The organism is Clostridium beijerinckii, assembly GCF_018223745.1.
GTDB classification, from domain to species: Bacteria; Bacillota; Clostridia; order Clostridiales; family Clostridiaceae; genus Clostridium; species Clostridium beijerinckii.
This window is the reverse complement of record NZ_CP073653.1, coordinates 2,118,288-2,133,606: the sequence shown is the minus strand read 5'-3', so window position 1 is coordinate 2,133,606 and position 15,319 is coordinate 2,118,288. Positions and strand designations below refer to the sequence as shown.

General features: G+C 29.9%; 14 protein-coding genes, 1 other RNA gene and 2 riboswitches. Of the genes, 3 read left to right on the top strand and 12 right to left on the bottom strand.

What is annotated here, in order from left to right:
* Positions 1-36 precede the first annotated feature (36 nt).
* The 3 genes from KEC93_RS09790 to murQ all read right to left on the bottom strand — a co-directional run bounded on the left by KEC93_RS09790 (position 37) and on the right by murQ (position 3,549).
* Positions 37-1,110 (bottom strand): DUF871 domain-containing protein, encoded by a 1,074-nt coding sequence (locus KEC93_RS09790; RefSeq protein WP_023975824.1) that lies wholly within the window; start codon positions 1,108-1,110, stop codon positions 37-39.
* Between the two features lie 142 nt (positions 1,111-1,252).
* A complete protein-coding gene (locus tag KEC93_RS09785) occupies positions 1,253-2,614 on the bottom strand; it encodes a PTS transporter subunit EIIC (protein WP_077868573.1) in 1,362 nt (453 codons plus the stop codon).
* Between the two features lie 14 nt (positions 2,615-2,628).
* A complete protein-coding gene (murQ, locus tag KEC93_RS09780; RefSeq protein ID WP_207715156.1) occupies positions 2,629-3,549 on the bottom strand; it encodes an N-acetylmuramic acid 6-phosphate etherase in 921 nt (306 codons plus the stop codon).
* A 374-nt stretch (positions 3,550-3,923) separates the two neighbouring features.
* Here murQ and ssrS point away from each other — a divergent pair.
* A non-coding RNA gene (ssrS, locus tag KEC93_RS09775) (6S RNA) lies at positions 3,924-4,116 on the top strand.
* Between the two features lie 104 nt (positions 4,117-4,220).
* Here the strand turns inward: ssrS and KEC93_RS09770 are convergent.
* A complete protein-coding gene (locus KEC93_RS09770; RefSeq protein WP_023975821.1) occupies positions 4,221-4,913 on the bottom strand; it encodes an SIMPL domain-containing protein in 693 nt (230 codons plus the stop codon).
* A gap of 164 nt (positions 4,914-5,077) precedes the next feature.
* Complete coding sequence (locus tag KEC93_RS09765) at positions 5,078-5,542, bottom strand: hypothetical protein (RefSeq protein ID WP_023975820.1); 465 nt, start codon at positions 5,540-5,542, stop codon at positions 5,078-5,080.
* 377 nt (positions 5,543-5,919) lie between these two features.
* On the opposite strand from KEC93_RS09765, the gene bioB reads away from it, so the two are divergent.
* On the top strand, positions 5,920-6,882 hold the full coding sequence (gene bioB / locus KEC93_RS09760; protein WP_023975819.1) for a biotin synthase BioB: 963 nt from the start codon (positions 5,920-5,922) through the stop codon (positions 6,880-6,882).
* A 35-nt stretch (positions 6,883-6,917) separates the two neighbouring features.
* Positions 6,918-7,463 carry a biotin transporter BioY gene (locus KEC93_RS09755; protein ID WP_023975818.1) on the top strand — a complete coding sequence of 182 codons (546 nt, stop codon included), beginning with the start codon at positions 6,918-6,920 and terminating at the stop codon, positions 7,461-7,463.
* Between the two features lie 477 nt (positions 7,464-7,940).
* On the opposite strand, the gene KEC93_RS09750 is transcribed toward KEC93_RS09755, so the two are convergent.
* The 7 genes from KEC93_RS09750 to KEC93_RS09725 form a co-directional block, all read right to left on the bottom strand.
* The gene (locus KEC93_RS09750) at positions 7,941-8,144 is read right to left on the bottom strand and encodes a hypothetical protein (RefSeq protein ID WP_012058142.1); all 204 of its coding nucleotides are present in this window, start codon (positions 8,142-8,144) and stop codon (positions 7,941-7,943) included.
* Between the two features lie 117 nt (positions 8,145-8,261).
* A riboswitch (cyclic di-GMP riboswitch) is annotated at positions 8,262-8,345 on the bottom strand.
* A 685-nt stretch (positions 8,346-9,030) separates the two neighbouring features.
* Positions 9,031-9,603: an IS630 family transposase gene (locus KEC93_RS26470; protein ID WP_077836851.1), complete on the bottom strand. Its 573-nt coding sequence runs from the start codon at positions 9,601-9,603 to the stop codon at positions 9,031-9,033.
* Positions 9,566-10,108: a helix-turn-helix domain-containing protein gene (locus KEC93_RS26465; protein WP_012060634.1), complete on the bottom strand. Its 543-nt coding sequence runs from the start codon at positions 10,106-10,108 to the stop codon at positions 9,566-9,568. The genes KEC93_RS26470 and KEC93_RS26465 overlap by 38 nt, the downstream gene beginning before the upstream one ends.
* Before the next feature lie 579 nt (positions 10,109-10,687).
* Positions 10,688-12,082, bottom strand: coding sequence for an NAD(P)/FAD-dependent oxidoreductase (locus tag KEC93_RS09740; protein ID WP_023975817.1), 1,395 nt, complete (start codon positions 12,080-12,082; stop codon positions 10,688-10,690).
* 26 nt (positions 12,083-12,108) lie between these two features.
* Positions 12,109-12,213: riboswitch (purine riboswitch) on the bottom strand.
* Positions 12,214-12,460: 247 nt separating this feature from the next.
* Positions 12,461-13,072, bottom strand: coding sequence for an ECF transporter S component (locus KEC93_RS09735; RefSeq protein ID WP_017209603.1), 612 nt, complete (start codon positions 13,070-13,072; stop codon positions 12,461-12,463).
* Between the two features lie 336 nt (positions 13,073-13,408).
* Positions 13,409-14,809 carry a hypothetical protein gene (locus tag KEC93_RS09730; protein WP_172462754.1) on the bottom strand — a complete coding sequence of 467 codons (1,401 nt, stop codon included), beginning with the start codon at positions 14,807-14,809 and terminating at the stop codon, positions 13,409-13,411.
* A gap of 127 nt (positions 14,810-14,936) precedes the next feature.
* Positions 14,937-15,218, bottom strand: a complete 282-nt coding sequence (locus KEC93_RS09725; protein ID WP_023975814.1) for a SoxR reducing system RseC family protein — start codon at positions 15,216-15,218, stop codon at positions 14,937-14,939.
* Positions 15,219-15,319 lie beyond the last annotated feature (101 nt).

Below are 15,319 nucleotides of genomic sequence, written 5' to 3'. Positions count from 1 at the left end.
TCTCACACCTTATCGTACTTGGTTTTGCTCTTACAATTATTTTATATTAAAATAAAATCTTTTACCACCATCTATATATTTCAATAAATATAAGTAATCTTTCGTAACTGAAGCTATGACATTTGTTCTAATATCAGCTTTTTGATTTGTTTTAAGAATCTGTAATTCCCCCATATATCTCATATAATTTACATTATCCAATGTAATATCACCGAAGTTCTTGTCTATTGTATTAAATGGCTCTATAGTTTCTCCATTAAGAAGCAATCTACTTTCAGCTGCTCTTATTGCATCTCTAGCCTCATCTATTCTTTGGGTATAAGTTTCTTTTAGCAATTTTAGAGTTATATCATTATAATCTTTTAACTCTATTAGTAGCTCAACTGCATTAGGATCTAATGATGATAAATCTTCTAATTCTTTTTTACTTGGAAGAGAATCTCCAATGAAAACACATTGATTTCCTAATGCAAATAAATGGTTAGCAGCTTCTCTTACATTTTTCCCTCTATGATCCTCTAATGTTGGTAATCCATCTTTTAAAGGTGCTCTCCTTCTATTATTCGATTGCACAAAAGCAGAGACTTTAATCCCTCGCTCGCTCAAAATAGCATTTTTTTCTTTCATACATTCTTCAGAGATTCCAGTTCCCACCCTTGGATAAAAATTGTGAAGTGCATCTATATTCTCATAGTCTGGTGAATAATTATCTAATCTCTCAAAAAATCTCTTAGTAATTGTTGATGCATTTAATTGAATTTTGATTCCATAAGGATTTTTGCTCATTCTCGCTATTTCTTCTTCGGTATATCCAAAATCTATTCTAATAGTCTTAACACCAATGTTACCTAATTCTTTTAAGTCCATGTTTTCTAATTCTAAGAACTTAAAAGTATTAGGTGATATATCACTTATTATATCCATATTATATTCTTTTGCTAACTTAAAAAATTCTATTACTTCTAACTTTAAGACATTATAATTTGCCTCTGGTATATGAAGGGATGTAAATATCCTTGTAATATTCAGATTATGTGCATCCTTTAACAATTTTATATTTTCTTCTTTAGTATTATCCAATCCAAAATAAACAGAAAATCCATAATTCATAATAATGCCCCTTTGCTATATTTATATGAAATTAAATAAAAGTTTTTTATAATTCACATATCATGATAAATTATTCATACATCTACTATGATTCTATTCTCTTATTCATTAACTAAAAAGACCCTTTCGGGTCTTTTTAAAATTATTCAATTGGGTCATCGAAGCCTAAAATGTTAGTAAATAGATATCCACTTGCATATGAAACCAATACTCCTATTAAGAACACCCCAATTTTCCCATTTGCAATTAACAATGCTAAAGGTAATCCTGATACGCCCATAGCAACTGCTCCTACTTTAAATATAGCCATTGCTGCACCACCTACTGCAGCTCCTAAACAAGCTCCAACAAATGGTTTACCAAGTGGTAAAGTTATTCCATATATTAATGGTTCTCCTATTCCTAAAAATCCTGGTACTAATCCATTTTTAGCAATTTTCTTTAGTCTTTCATTTTTTGTTTTTCTTAGTACAGCTATAGTTGCTCCTACCTGTGCCATTCCTGCTGTTGCTAGTATAGGCAATAATACAGTATACCCAACATTCGCTATTAAATCTGCATGTATTGGAGTTAAAGCCTGATGCATTCCTGTCATAACTAGTGGTAAGAATAAACCTCCTGATACAGCACCTGATATAACTGCTATAAGAATATTATCTGATGCTATTGTTTTTGCAACTAAGAATCCTATACTATCTGAAATAGCTCCTCCAACTGGTTGAAGGATAAATAGTGCCGCTAATGCTGAAACTGAAAGTGTAACTAATGGAGTAACAAACAAATCTAATACATCTGGCACAACTTTTCTGCATGCTTTTTCAATGAAACAAGCTAACACTACTACTAATATTACTGATATAACCCCTCCACGTCCTGGAGTTAACTTTTGTCCAAAAAGAGTTATGTTTGCAAGAGTTGCTGATGAAAGAATTCCGCCTAATACTCCACCGAGCATTGGCATTTGTGAGCCAAATTCTTTTGCTGCATTTACACCAACTAAAACTGATAATATAGAAAATACTCCATTTCCTATAAGCCCTATAATTTGAGCAGCTGTTGTTTTTGTATAAGCATCTTTAAAATACACTCCTGCAATATTATTTATTGCAAGCACAAGGCCACAAGCCACAAATAATGGAATCAAAGGAATGAAGACATTTCCTAGTTTTTTAAGAATATTCTTAAACTTAGTATCATTCTTTTCCTTCAATTTAGCCTTTGTTTCAGCTACTGCATCTTCTCCTATAACTACCTTTGTCCCTACTAATTTCTTTACTTCTTCAGTTACTTTATTAACCTTTCCTGGTCCATAAATAACTTGTAGTTGTTCTTTTGTCTCAACTATACCAAGAACTCCTTCTGATTTCTTAATTGCTTCTATATTAGCTTTTGAAAAGTTATTTAATTCAAATCTACAGCGTGTCATACAATTAGTAACTGATTTTACATTATCTTTGCCTCCGACTAATTCTACTAATTTTATAGCAATCTCTTTATTTGTCATAAATCTCCTCTCCTTTACTTATTATCTATTTCTTGTAACGCTTTAGCTATATAACCTTTATTTTTATCCAATTTAATTCTCGCCTCATCTTTATTTAGCTTTGAAAGTATCATAAATATTGCTAGTTTGACATCGTAATCTGTTTTATTTAGTGCTTCTGTTGCCTCTTCCATGTTTATACCCGTTGCTTTACAAACTATTCCTTTAGCTCTTTCAATTAGCTTTTCATTTGTAGCTCTTAAATCTACCATTAGATTTTCATATACTTTTCCAAGCTTAATCATGACACCAGTTGATATCATATTTAATACTAGCTTTTGAGCTGTCCCAGACTTTAGTCTCGTTGAACCTGTTACAACTTCCGGACCAACTACTGGTGCAATTGAAATATGGGCCTCCTTTGCAACATCTGAATTTTCATTACAAGTCACTGAAACTGTTAACGCACCGATTTCATCAGCATACCTCAATCCTCCTATAACATAAGGGGTTCTTCCGGAGGCTGCTAGTCCTATTATTGTATCATTCTCTGTTATATTTTTACTCTTTAAATCTTCCACTGCTAATTCTTCTGAATCCTCTGCTCCCTCTTTTGCTCTAAATATAGCTTCTTTTCCCCCAGCTATAATTCCTTGCACCAATTCTTCTGAAACTCCATATGTTGGTGGACATTCTGAGGCATCTAATACGCCAAGCCTTCCTGATGTTCCTGCACCTATATAAATTAATCTTCCTCCTCTATGAATTCTTTCAGCTATCATATCTATAGCTTTTGCTATTTTAGGAATCTCTTTTTCTACAGCGTTTGCTACCTTTTTATCCTCATCATTCATGATTTTTACCATTTCTAAAGTCGATACTTTATCTATATTTATTGTAGTTTCATTTCTGCTTTCAGTTGTTAGATTTTTTAAATTTAAACTATCCACATTCATCGCCTCCATATAAAACATTTAATTTTGACTACGTTTTCACTTGATATATACATCATAACATTTTTGAAATTTTGTTTCAATATATTTTAAAAAATATATTATTTTGTTTCTAAAATATAATTTAATTATATCATCTGTTCTCTATGCCTCTAGGTTTAACAAATTTCTTTATACAATTTTGTTATATTAATTCTAAACAACCTTAATAAAAACCGCTTAAATGCCTTGTGTAAATACTAATACAAATTATCTATAAACATTAGCCTAAATTATCATAAAAATCTCTTGCATAAGAAATTTAAATATGTTATTATATCTTCACGGCCTAAGAACAAATGATATTAAGTTGTTCAAGTAGGCTTATATATTGATTATAAATTCTGGAATATTCGTTAAGCTCTTATTTTGAACCTACACTTAAAATACGGGAGTTCAATTATCTAGATGTGGAAATGTACTTTCATATGAGTCCTTTTACGGCTTTGAAGGCGATTGAATCATCTGTGAGAGCACCCACCTATCGAAGGATAGGGGTCAAAATTAGAGTACCGGTATTTTGGATATTATATAGGACATTCTATGCCAATGCTTAATGTTAAGCATTGGCTTTTTATTTTCATGAATTAAAACTAAAATAAATGTTTAAGAGCTCAAATTAATCTCTGCTCTTTTTAGTAATTATTTTTATTATCCGCATATGTGAATATAGCCTCTATATCTGCATTTATAATATTTTCTCCCGCTTCAATAGGGGTAGTATTACTGGTAGATTTAAGAGTCATTACTAGTGGTGTACTAGTGGTCTCATTTTGTTCATTTATTTGAATTGGTATAATATTCAACTTTACTTTAAGTTGATCAGCTACAACTCGTGCTTTATTTTGAGCATCTTGTAGAGCTCTTCTTAACGCTTCATAATAATACTTTGTTTCATCTGAGACAATAAAGATAATCCCAGTTAATGAATTTGCACCATTGCTTACTGCAGTATCAATTACTGCACCTACATTATTAATATTACTAATTAAAATCTTCAAATTGTTTATTACTTCATATCCTCTAAAAACCTGCTTTCCATTGATGTAATCATAATTTGGCCGTATGCTATAATTTTCGGTTTGTATATTCTTAAGAGGTATTCCCAATGCTCTTATACTATTTATAACTTCTTGAGTTATCTTAGCATTCTCCTCCTGCGCAACTTCCAATTGCAAATCTTCAGTTATAACTCCAACGACTATTTCTGCTAAATCTGGTTTTACACTTACCGTTCCTTTTCCTATAACTTTTAGCTTATTAGATGAGCATTGATCATCGTTAAAATCATTTAAGCTATAGATACCGCCCTGCCCTAAAGTATGCATCTCATTTTCCCCTTCAAAAAATTAATCATTAATTCATAATATGATGAATCACTCGAAATGTCTCTAAGCTACATACATCAATCTTCGGAATACTTTATGGTTAGAAAAAGTCTTAAATTCATCTCAAATTTAAGGCTTAAATATACTTTACTGAATTCAAGATCCTAAAAAGAATAATGCTTTTCCACCACTTCTCTTGTAAATCCATAATCAATGATGACTGGCTTTCCATCAATCATTCCCCAACTGCTTTTCCTACAAAAATCCCCCAATAACAACCTATAATTTTTCTTTATTTCTTGCAATTCCTGAGTTTTTAAAAATTCATCCCTATTCGATACATTAAAATACTTCCATACATATAAAATATCACTTATCTTGCTTGCTTTTTGCATTATAAGTAAGCTAAAGTCACTTGAAACTTGTATAACTTTTGCAAATAACTTAGTATGATCATTATCCGAAATGATATATTCAGCTTTATTTTGTGCTATTCCAGCCTTATTTTTTGCTATCTTCAAAACATATCCATTTCCTAAATCGAATGCTTTCCTGCCAGAACCTGAACCAATATATTTATAATAGCCTTGTTTTATATTAAGCATAACTTTATCAAAATCAATAGTCATTCTAGCACCTACTCATAACTATATTTTAATCTATTCGAACTCTACATATTACATTACTCTATTCTATTAAAATTTGTTCTTATTAAACTAAATTTTATTTTTATTAGTGCTATGCAATTTCTTATATAGATTAAAATAATAAATCAACATTTGAATCTCTAGCAAACCAAGTGCTCAATTAAGAGCATAATATAGAAACTTAATTGCAATATATTATATATACTTATAAAATATTTTGTTAATCCATTGGTTTTATATGCATATATTAAGCACAACCAATGTTGTTAACTACATTTTCATATCGAGTTGACAATATTAAATATTAATTATATACTTGTCTTGAAATTATTTAATAAATTGGGGCGTGGTAAAATTATATGGAAAAATTAGCAGAAGAAATTATTAACGGAAGACGATTAACTAGATCTGACGATTTAGAATTTTTATTAACTTGTGATTTAAAGAAAATTTGTGATGGTGCTAATAAAATTCGTAAAACACTATGCGGAGAAAGCGTGGACCTTTGTACAATTATTAATGGTCGCAGTGGAAAATGCAGCGAGAACTGTAAGTTTTGTGCTCAATCAAACCACCACAAAACAGAAATTAAAGAATATGATTTTTTAGATCCTAATGTAATTTTAAAAGACTGCAAAAAAAATGAAGCTAATGGTGTACATAGATACTCTATTGTTACAGCAGGAAGAGCTTTAGTTGGGAGCGATTTTGATAAAGCTGTACAAGCATACAAAATGATGAATAAAGAATGTTCCATCAACCTATGTGCATCTCACGGTTTTTTAAGCGAAGAACAATTTGTACTTTTAAAAGAAGCAGGAGTCACAATGTACCATGCAAACATAGAAACTTCTAAAAGAAATTTTCATAATATTTGTACTACTCATTCATATGATGACAAGATTAAAGAAATTAAACTAGCGCAAAATGCAGGTTTAAAAGTTTGTTCCGGTGGTATTATAGGAATGGGTGAAACTTGGTATGACAGAATTGACATGGCTATAAGCTTATCAGAACTTGGAGTTATATCTATACCAATAAATATATTAATGCCTATCAAAGGTACTCCATTAGAAAATTTAAAGAGGATTTCTAATGACGATATCTTAAGAACGATTGCTATTTTTCGTTACATAAATCCAACAGCTTATATTCGTATGGCTGCCGGAAGAACTTATTTTGAAGATGGCGGCATAGAAATTTTTCAATCTGGAGCTAATGCAACGATAACTGGTGATATGCTGACTACTGTAGGTAACAATACATGCCAAGATAAAATAATGTTGCAAACACTCGGTTTTTTAATTAAAAAAGAATTATAGAAAAGAAATATAATATATAAAGGAGATTTAAAATTATGGAAAATATACGTAGAACTAACGCACGTCAGTTAACAATAATCGGAATAATGAGTGCTTTTATATGTACATCTGCACCATTTTCAATTCCTATTGGTATAGTACCAATTACATTAACAAATTTGGCAATTTACCTTACTATATATATAATTGGAAAAAAGGAAGGAACAATTAGTTATCTTATTTATCTTCTCATAGGTGCATTGGGATTGCCCGTTTTTTCAGGATTCTCTGGTGGATTTACTAAATTAGCAGGGCCAACAGGTGGATATTTAATTGGATTCGCTTTTATGGCATTTATAAGTGGAATATTCATTGACAAATTTCCTAATAAAATTTTTATGTGCTTTTTAGGTATGCTGATAGGTACACTAGTAACCTACATGCTCGGAACAGTATGGCTAGCATATGTTGCACATCTACCATTTAATAAGGCTCTAACAATTGGTGTTCTTCCATTTATTCCTGCTGACCTCGCAAAGATGGTAGTTGCATCACTAATAGGGCCTCAGATTAGAAAAAGAATTAAAAGCGCTGGATTATAATAGTTAAAATATATATATTCGCTAAAAAGGATTTTCTTTAAATTATAACATTAAAGAAAGTCCTTTATATTATAAATCATTCAAATTCACTTCTACTTTTTTCTAACTTCTCTAAGTATTCTCTCACTTATCTCTTCAACTTCTTCATTATTCAATCCTTTTCTTTTAATAGCATTAGCAAATATATTTGTTATTTGTTCCCAATCACTAATTTTCTCTGAATGTAATTTTATCTCCTCTAATAGCTCATATACCTTTTTATTTATACCATCACTCTCCTCGTCAAATCTACCATATTATTATAACAAAAAAATAAGAATCATAAACAATATTTCTAATGTCCATGATTCTTATTAATTAAACCTCTTTATGAGAAAAGTCTGTAATTATTTTATTATCATCATCTTCCGTTTTCTTTATTTTGCCTAATTTAATCTTAATAGTTAGTGTCATGTCTTCCCTCTTCCTACATATTAATTAACGTGAATAATTAATCTTTATATAAGTATTATTTATTATTTTATAATTGAACTTCGCTTTTATACTATCAATACTCGATATCTTTTCAATATAGTACATATCTGCTAAAGTTAAATCTCTTAACTCTGCAACAAATTCAAATTTAGAACACTTTTCCAAATTATCATTTATAACTTTCATGATTTCATTATGTATCTTCATAGCATATCACCTCTCATATATATTAACTTTAAAAAACTATTTTATTTACTTTTAACTCTATTATGTTTAGTTCAAAAATATAAAAAACCAATCAAAACTAATTAAAAAAATTAATTAGTTTTGATTGGTGGGTTGCATCATTAACTCCAAATTCTCAAGATGCCCAAATACAGAGAATTTTTCACAGTTCCCAATCTTTGTATATTTATGTTACTTTATGTCTTTCTATGTATATATTATAACAATAATATAAGAAAAATCAACATTAAATGCAATATTTACCTTACAATAATTGTTACATATTTAAAGGTAATTATTAAATGTATAAAAAATTTTATTTACTGTCCTTAAATATCATATTTAAGTTCATTTTAATATAATGTTTATATTGAATTAACATATTTGTTATAATCTTGTAATAATTATCAGCTATAATAAGAAAATAAGATAATTTCTTATTAACTATTTATCCTTCTATATAAAATCGTTTATGGGTAACTTATTTATGTATTGTAATAAGTTACCCTTATTAATTTTATAATTCTCATATAGATATCCAAATTTAAAACTAAACTTATGTGATAACTTACCGAAATCATAAATATTTTGTTCCGAAAAGCTATGAAAATATCGCTAAAATTTCTAAGCAGCAAGTTGTATCCAATTTAGCATGCTCCACCTTTCAGTTTGACAAGCTAAATTGGAACAACCTACAGCTAAGAACCTTTAACAGCTCATTTTCAAATGTTTTCTCCACAAATATATTTATGATTTCTAGTGATGATATGAACTTAAAGTTTTAGCAAATTTGCAAATACATTCATCTAATAAGTTGAATTCTTAAATTGGATATCTATATAGATAAACAAATTTAGAATTAGACTTATTAGTAGTAATTTCTAGCATAAGCTAACGACTTAACCATATTTGTATCATCATTGAAACAATCATAAATTGATGATACAGAGGAAAAAAGGTCATCAATAGAAGGAAAAGCACTAGGACTGAAAATACAACTTTTTAATTTATTCCAGATATTTTCTTGAGGATTTAACTTAGGAGAATATCTAGGAGTATTTATTAAAAACAATTCTTCGCTATGCGCGTTAGCGAAATCTTGAATTTCTTTAGATGTATGAAATTTTGCATTATCCAATAAAACATATACTTTTTTGCCCGGATTTGCGTCAAGCAATCTTTCAAGAAAAACCTCAACCTCATGTGATTTAATAGAATGTTGAGCGGAATAAGCATCCATAATGGTATCGAATTTTTTTGAAATCTCAGTTGCACCAATTAAATTAAGTCCTTCGTGAGAATTATTACTTTCCAAAACAGGGGATACACCTACCTTACTCCAAGTCCTACGAATATCAGATTCTGTCCTAAGACCAGTCTCATCTAAGGCATACAAAACAGTATCAGAAGAATTTTCTACAGTATGGAGAAGGGTTCGCATTTTTTTTAAAGACCTCTTGTTCTTTTTTATCAGCCTTACTAGGCTTTCGTTGAGCTCTTTTATAGCTTAATCTACGTTTTTTTAATAAAACTCTTATATATTCATCTGAATATTTAATACCATAGTTTTGGTTTATATATTCTGCCAAGAGAGGGCAAGTCCATACATTTCCGATGAATCCGAAATCGTTTGGACGCGTATTTAGAACAGTATTTACTAAATCATCCTTCATTTCGGCTGTAAAAGTTCCTCCGGTCAAAGCACCACGACCATCTTTAAGTGCCTTAAGACCGACGGAATTCCAACTTTTTATATAATGAATAACTGTTGATTTAGTTTTTAATAAAAACTTTGATATTTCAATAGTACTATTTCCTTCATATCTCATGATTACAGCTGTTAGCACGTTACGAGCAAATTCGTCCTTAGATGAATTTCTCATTTTCTTAAGATTTTCGATTGTCCAATTATATAATGATGTTACTTCAATACCTTTTCTACCCATAGCTATTTCTCCTTACAAAAATTAACTAATACTAGTTTGTGTAAAAATAAATATGCTATGCATAAGTGTATTTATTAGTTTGGATATCTATATATATAACATAATCATAAACTATACTTAGACTATGAAATGTCTTCCAACCAGAAATGAGTAATATACTTTTGTGGAATGTTTCATTGGTAATTTTGATGGATGTGATTCTTTGGCTATAAGTTGTTCCAAATGTGCTAGTTCAAAGCTTGTTCTTTGAGACTAGCACTTTGGGTGCAACTTTTATAGCCTTAGAATCACCCATCAGAATTACCTAGAAACTGGAACAAAAGTATGTTACTCATTTCAGCGAGTTATATGCATAAGTTAAGGTCTTAGTTGGGTTATCTATATTTCTTTATACAATTTATAATCTTAACTTTAGGTTATTACTAATAACACATCATTTAAATTAATATATCTTTTATAAAAAAACAGCATCCCCCATAATTTTCATAAAAAATTATGTAGAATACTGTTTAATGGATGTTATCATCCCCTGAATTTATGAATACTTTATATTAATACAACTTAGTATTTTCAATATTTTTAAAGTTTTCTACCCATTATCACACCCATGGCTGATGCCATCATAAGTCCTCTAGTCCATCCACTTGAGTCACCTAAACAATGTAAGCCTTTTATATTAGTTTCGAAATTTTTATCTAAATCAATTCTATTACTGTAGAATTTTATTTCTGGGCCATATAATAATGTTTCTCTGCTTGCAAATCCTGGAACTACTGTATCCATGGCTTGTATGAAGTTTAAAATATTTGTCATAGTTCTATATGGCATAGCTGATGTTAAATCTCCAGCTTCTGCATCTGGTAATGTATGTCTAACGTTTGATTCATACAATTCCTTTTCCCAAGTTCTCTTACCATCCAATATATCTCCATATCTTTGGACTAATATTTTTCCATTTCCCAACATATTAACAAGTTCTGCAACCTTCTGACCATATTCAATTGGTTCATTGAAAGGCGCTGAAAAATTATGCGAACTTAAAATTGCTAAGTTTGTATTATCAGATTTCTTATCTTTATAAGAATGTCCATTAACTATTGCTAAATTATTATCATAATTCTCTTGACTTACAAAACCACCTGGATTTTGACAAAAAGTCCTAACCTTATCTTTAAATGGTGCTGGATGCCCTATAAGTTTAGATTCGTAAAGTACATTATTTACACTTTCCATTACTTCATTTCTGAGCTCAACTCTAACACCTATATCAACTGGCCCTGCACTATGATTTATCTTGTGTTCAATACACATGTCTTTTAACCAATCAGCACCTTTTCTACCTGTTGCTACAACTACTTTATCTGAAAACATTTCTTCATCATTACTTCTAGTTAATGAATCTGTTATTAATACCCCAGATACTTCATTGTTTCTTATCAAAAGATTTTTAACTGTTGTATCAAATTTAATTTCAACACCAGCATTTAATAGATGTTTTTGAATCTTCAAATATATTTCTTGAGCTTTTTCAGTTCCTAAGTGTCTTATTGGACAATCTACTAGCTTTAATCCACCTTGTATTGCTTTTCTTCTTATTTCTTTAACTGCTTCATTATTTCCTACACCTTCAACTTTAGTATCTGCTCCAAAATCCAAATAAATTGAATCTGTATAATTTATGTATTCTTGTATTAAATCAGCTCCTGCAAGTTCAGGTAGATCTCCACCTACTTCATAGCTTAAAGATAGCTTTCCATCTGAAAACGCTCCTGCGCCAGAAAATCCAGTAGTAATATGACAATAAGGTTTGCATGATACACACTTTTTAGTCTTATCTTTTGGACAATGTCTCTTATCAATGCTCTTTCCTGATTCAACTAAAAGGATTTTAGATTGAGGTTTTTGTTTCTTTAGTTCATACGCAGTAAATATTCCTGCTGGACCAGCACCTACTATTATTACATCATAATTCATTCTTATCTCTCCTTGACATTAAATATAATTTTTAAGTAGACACTTATAGTCCTATAGCAATTTACGGTAGCTTGGTAGAAACATCCGACCCTTATTATCAGATTTATATAAGTGAATATTATTAACTTTTTTTTTAAAATAGTTCTTATTACTAGGTAATTTTAGCTCATATATTAATAAAAATCAATAACAAATTATTTTTTTCTTCTTTTTTCCTTTATAAACACGAACATTAATCTAAACTCAAAGAATAAAACTCTCATCTATGTGATCGTATGGCCTTATAAAAATTAAAATTTATTGTATTTTAAATTGGTAAAAACCACCAAAATCAGAAATTGTGATTTTAATGGTTTCTTACATACAAAAATAAAGTTATTATTTTACTATAGATTTTCTTTCTCCAACTGGTAATAATAATCCAGACTTTGATAAAACGGGTCTTATAGCATTATAAATAATACTTACTAATATTACTGACACTACTGCATTAACAAAGGTTGCAAATACACTTATTTTTGCCAAAACTGCAGCCATTTGCTGCGGCTGCCCAAGAATATATTGTTTATAAAAGTATCCAGCTATAGGATCAAAAACAACATTAAAAGCTAATCCTCCAATTGCAGCAATAATAGTCCATTTAGCTATATACTTTTTATCCCTACTTTCATCTATTTTTGCATATTTATGAGCAATTAAACCAGTTATCAAACCAATGCATAACTTTAAAATGAAAGTTTTAGGTGCTCCGATTGCATATGTTGGATCTAATAGATCTGATATTGTCATACCTATAGCCCCTGATAATCCACCATACCAGCCTCCTAGAAGCAATGCTGCCAATACACAAAATGCATTCCCAATGTGCAGTGAAACCGCATCTTCACCTACAGGTATTTTTATTGAAAGAAAAGTAAATGATACAAAGCATAATGCTGCAAGGACACCCGTCTGAATTACTTTTACAATTCTTGAATTCTTATTTTCCATATAATAGCCCCCCTTATTGTATTATTCTATCTTCATAGGAAAATGTTGTGATTATTATAACACTATAGGAGTTCTCTAGCAATTGTATGGGTTCATTTATATTTCACATTGCATCTTTTATTATATATTATGTTTAAATTTACAATGCACATTTCACAATTCACAATTACGGCTAGAATCCTTGCAATGTTTTTAGAAATTTTATGAAGAATTATTTTTGCAATATATATACAAAAAATAAGACTCCCCTAAATCACAAATTAGTGGAGTCTTTTAATCGTAATCTTCTATTTTAATAATGATATAGCTATTTAATTTAGCCTGATTTTAACTTTGTTAAATAATAATTATTGCTACTATTGTTGTGATAATTAATCCTATAACAACAGGTTTGAGATTTTTTTTAGCTAATTCAAATGCATCTACACCGCAAATCGCTGCTACTGGTATTAGTGCCCATGGGATTACGGTTCCTCCACCTACCCATATTCCTGCAATTTGTCCTAAAGCTGTTAATGTTGCTACACCACCACCTAAAGCAGTTGAGAATATTTTCGAAATGGATCCTACCAAAGATATTCCTGAAAAACCTGATCCATCTAAGCCTGTAATTGCGCCAACTACTGTAAGTGTGCCGGCAGAAATAGTTGAATTTATTGGAACGTTATTTGCAAGTGCAGCACCTAAGTCATTAACTATGCCATTTGAGCCTTCTGGAAGTATCTTTCCAAATATATCTGTAAATGCAGAGTCACCTAAATAAAAAAATGCAGCTATTGGTATAACAACTCCAAATATTTTGAAACCAAACTGGAGTCCTTTAACAAGATTATCAGTAATTTTATCTAGTGATTTTTCTTTATAAGCTAGTATTGAAATTAAGCTCAGGATAAATATAGCAGTACCTCCAATAAGCGCTGTTGCATCACCACCTTGTAATTTAGCAATATACATTATAAAAATATCTAATGCAAATAATACTAGAATTAATAACGCTAAAAACCTTCTTACTTTTTTTGAAGAAATAAGCATTGAAGAACTTGAAATTGATGTTGAACTTTCTATTTCCTCATATTCACTAGACATCTCTCCTGATTTAATCTCCTTTCTGAGGAAATAAAATGCAGCAACAGTTGTAACTATTCCCATTGTTAGTTCAAGTGGAATACTTGCAGATATAACCTCAGAAACTGGTATACTTGCTGCATCAGCAGTAAGTTTTGGTGCTGCCTGAATTATATAATCGCTTGATAAAGCTATACCATGTCCAAATAAATTCATTGAAATAGCTACTCCAATAGCTGGAAGTCCAGCTTTCTTAGCAATAGGTAGAAACAATGCCCCTATAAGTGCAACTGCTGGAGATGGCCAGAAAAACCACGATAAAACCATCATAAAAATTCCAATTACCCAATAAGCAATCCAATAATTTTTTATAACTTTTCTAAAAGGAGACACCATCTCATCATTTATTCCAGAGTCCATTAATGTATTACTCATTGCTGTTATTATTGATATTATAAAAATTGTTGGCATCAATTCCTTTGCTGCATAAACAAAACTATTAAATACTCCCATTACAGATTTATAAATTGATTCTGTTCCGGCCAATCCCAGAATAAAAATGCCTAATATACATAAAAGAGAGATATCTTTCTTCTTCACCATAGCCAATATAATTATAATGATAAAAATAAGATAAATATAGTGAAGCGGTGTTAATACTAAGTTAATCATATATTTCTCCTATAAAAGTTCTTGTACTTATAAATTATGTAGGAAATATATTCTTAGTTACTATATATTAAACAATTGTCAACAAATATTTTTTATTTAGCAATTCCTTATTATTTCTATCAGTTATTTATAAATCATCCCAATAAATCTTCTCTGACTTTTCATCTGCTTTTGAATGTTTATCAAACACTTTGACTATTATGGCTGATAACAAAAAGCCAATTACTCCACCTACGATTTGAAAAGTTCTATCAGAAGCCACCTGCATATTTTCACCTATTATTCCACCTATAAAAGCTCCTATAAATACCAGCATTATTGGCAAAATGAAAATCATGAACGCAGCTAGTATCATACTTGTATTTTTCTTTTTTGTCTTTAAATTTGAGCCATTTTCTAAATCTCTCATAAAATCCCTCGCTTTCATATTAATATGTTTATATAAACGTTTATTAACTTGTTTTACCTGCATGATAATATTTTCAAATTAAAATATATCCCATTCTAATT

Excerpts from the sequence above, each read along its gene's own strand:
- KEC93_RS09790 (WP_023975824.1), bottom strand. The coding sequence starts at position 1,110 with ATGAATTATGGATTTTCTGTTTATTTTGGATTGGATAATACTAAAGAA.
- KEC93_RS09785 (WP_077868573.1), bottom strand. The coding sequence starts at position 2,614 with ATGACAAATAAAGAGATTGCTATAAAATTAGTAGAATTAGTCGGAGGC.
- murQ (WP_207715156.1), bottom strand. The coding sequence starts at position 3,549 with ATGAATGTGGATAGTTTAAATTTAAAAAATCTAACAACTGAAAGCAGA.
- KEC93_RS09770 (WP_023975821.1), bottom strand. The coding sequence starts at position 4,913 with ATGCATACTTTAGGGCAGGGCGGTATCTATAGCTTAAATGATTTTAAC.
- KEC93_RS09765 (WP_023975820.1), bottom strand. The coding sequence starts at position 5,542 with ATGACTATTGATTTTGATAAAGTTATGCTTAATATAAAACAAGGCTAT.
- bioB (WP_023975819.1), top strand. The coding sequence starts at position 5,920 with ATGGAAAAATTAGCAGAAGAAATTATTAACGGAAGACGATTAACTAGA.
- KEC93_RS09755 (WP_023975818.1), top strand. The coding sequence starts at position 6,918 with ATGGAAAATATACGTAGAACTAACGCACGTCAGTTAACAATAATCGGA.
- KEC93_RS09750 (WP_012058142.1), bottom strand. The coding sequence starts at position 8,144 with ATGAAGATACATAATGAAATCATGAAAGTTATAAATGATAATTTGGAA.
- KEC93_RS26470 (WP_077836851.1), bottom strand. The coding sequence starts at position 9,603 with ATGCGAACCCTTCTCCATACTGTAGAAAATTCTTCTGATACTGTTTTG.
- KEC93_RS26465 (WP_012060634.1), bottom strand. The coding sequence starts at position 10,108 with ATGGGTAGAAAAGGTATTGAAGTAACATCATTATATAATTGGACAATC.
- KEC93_RS09740 (WP_023975817.1), bottom strand. The coding sequence starts at position 12,082 with ATGAATTATGATGTAATAATAGTAGGTGCTGGTCCAGCAGGAATATTT.
- KEC93_RS09735 (WP_017209603.1), bottom strand. The coding sequence starts at position 13,072 with ATGGAAAATAAGAATTCAAGAATTGTAAAAGTAATTCAGACGGGTGTC.
- KEC93_RS09730 (WP_172462754.1), bottom strand. The coding sequence starts at position 14,809 with ATGATTAACTTAGTATTAACACCGCTTCACTATATTTATCTTATTTTT.
- KEC93_RS09725 (WP_023975814.1), bottom strand. The coding sequence starts at position 15,218 with ATGAGAGATTTAGAAAATGGCTCAAATTTAAAGACAAAAAAGAAAAAT.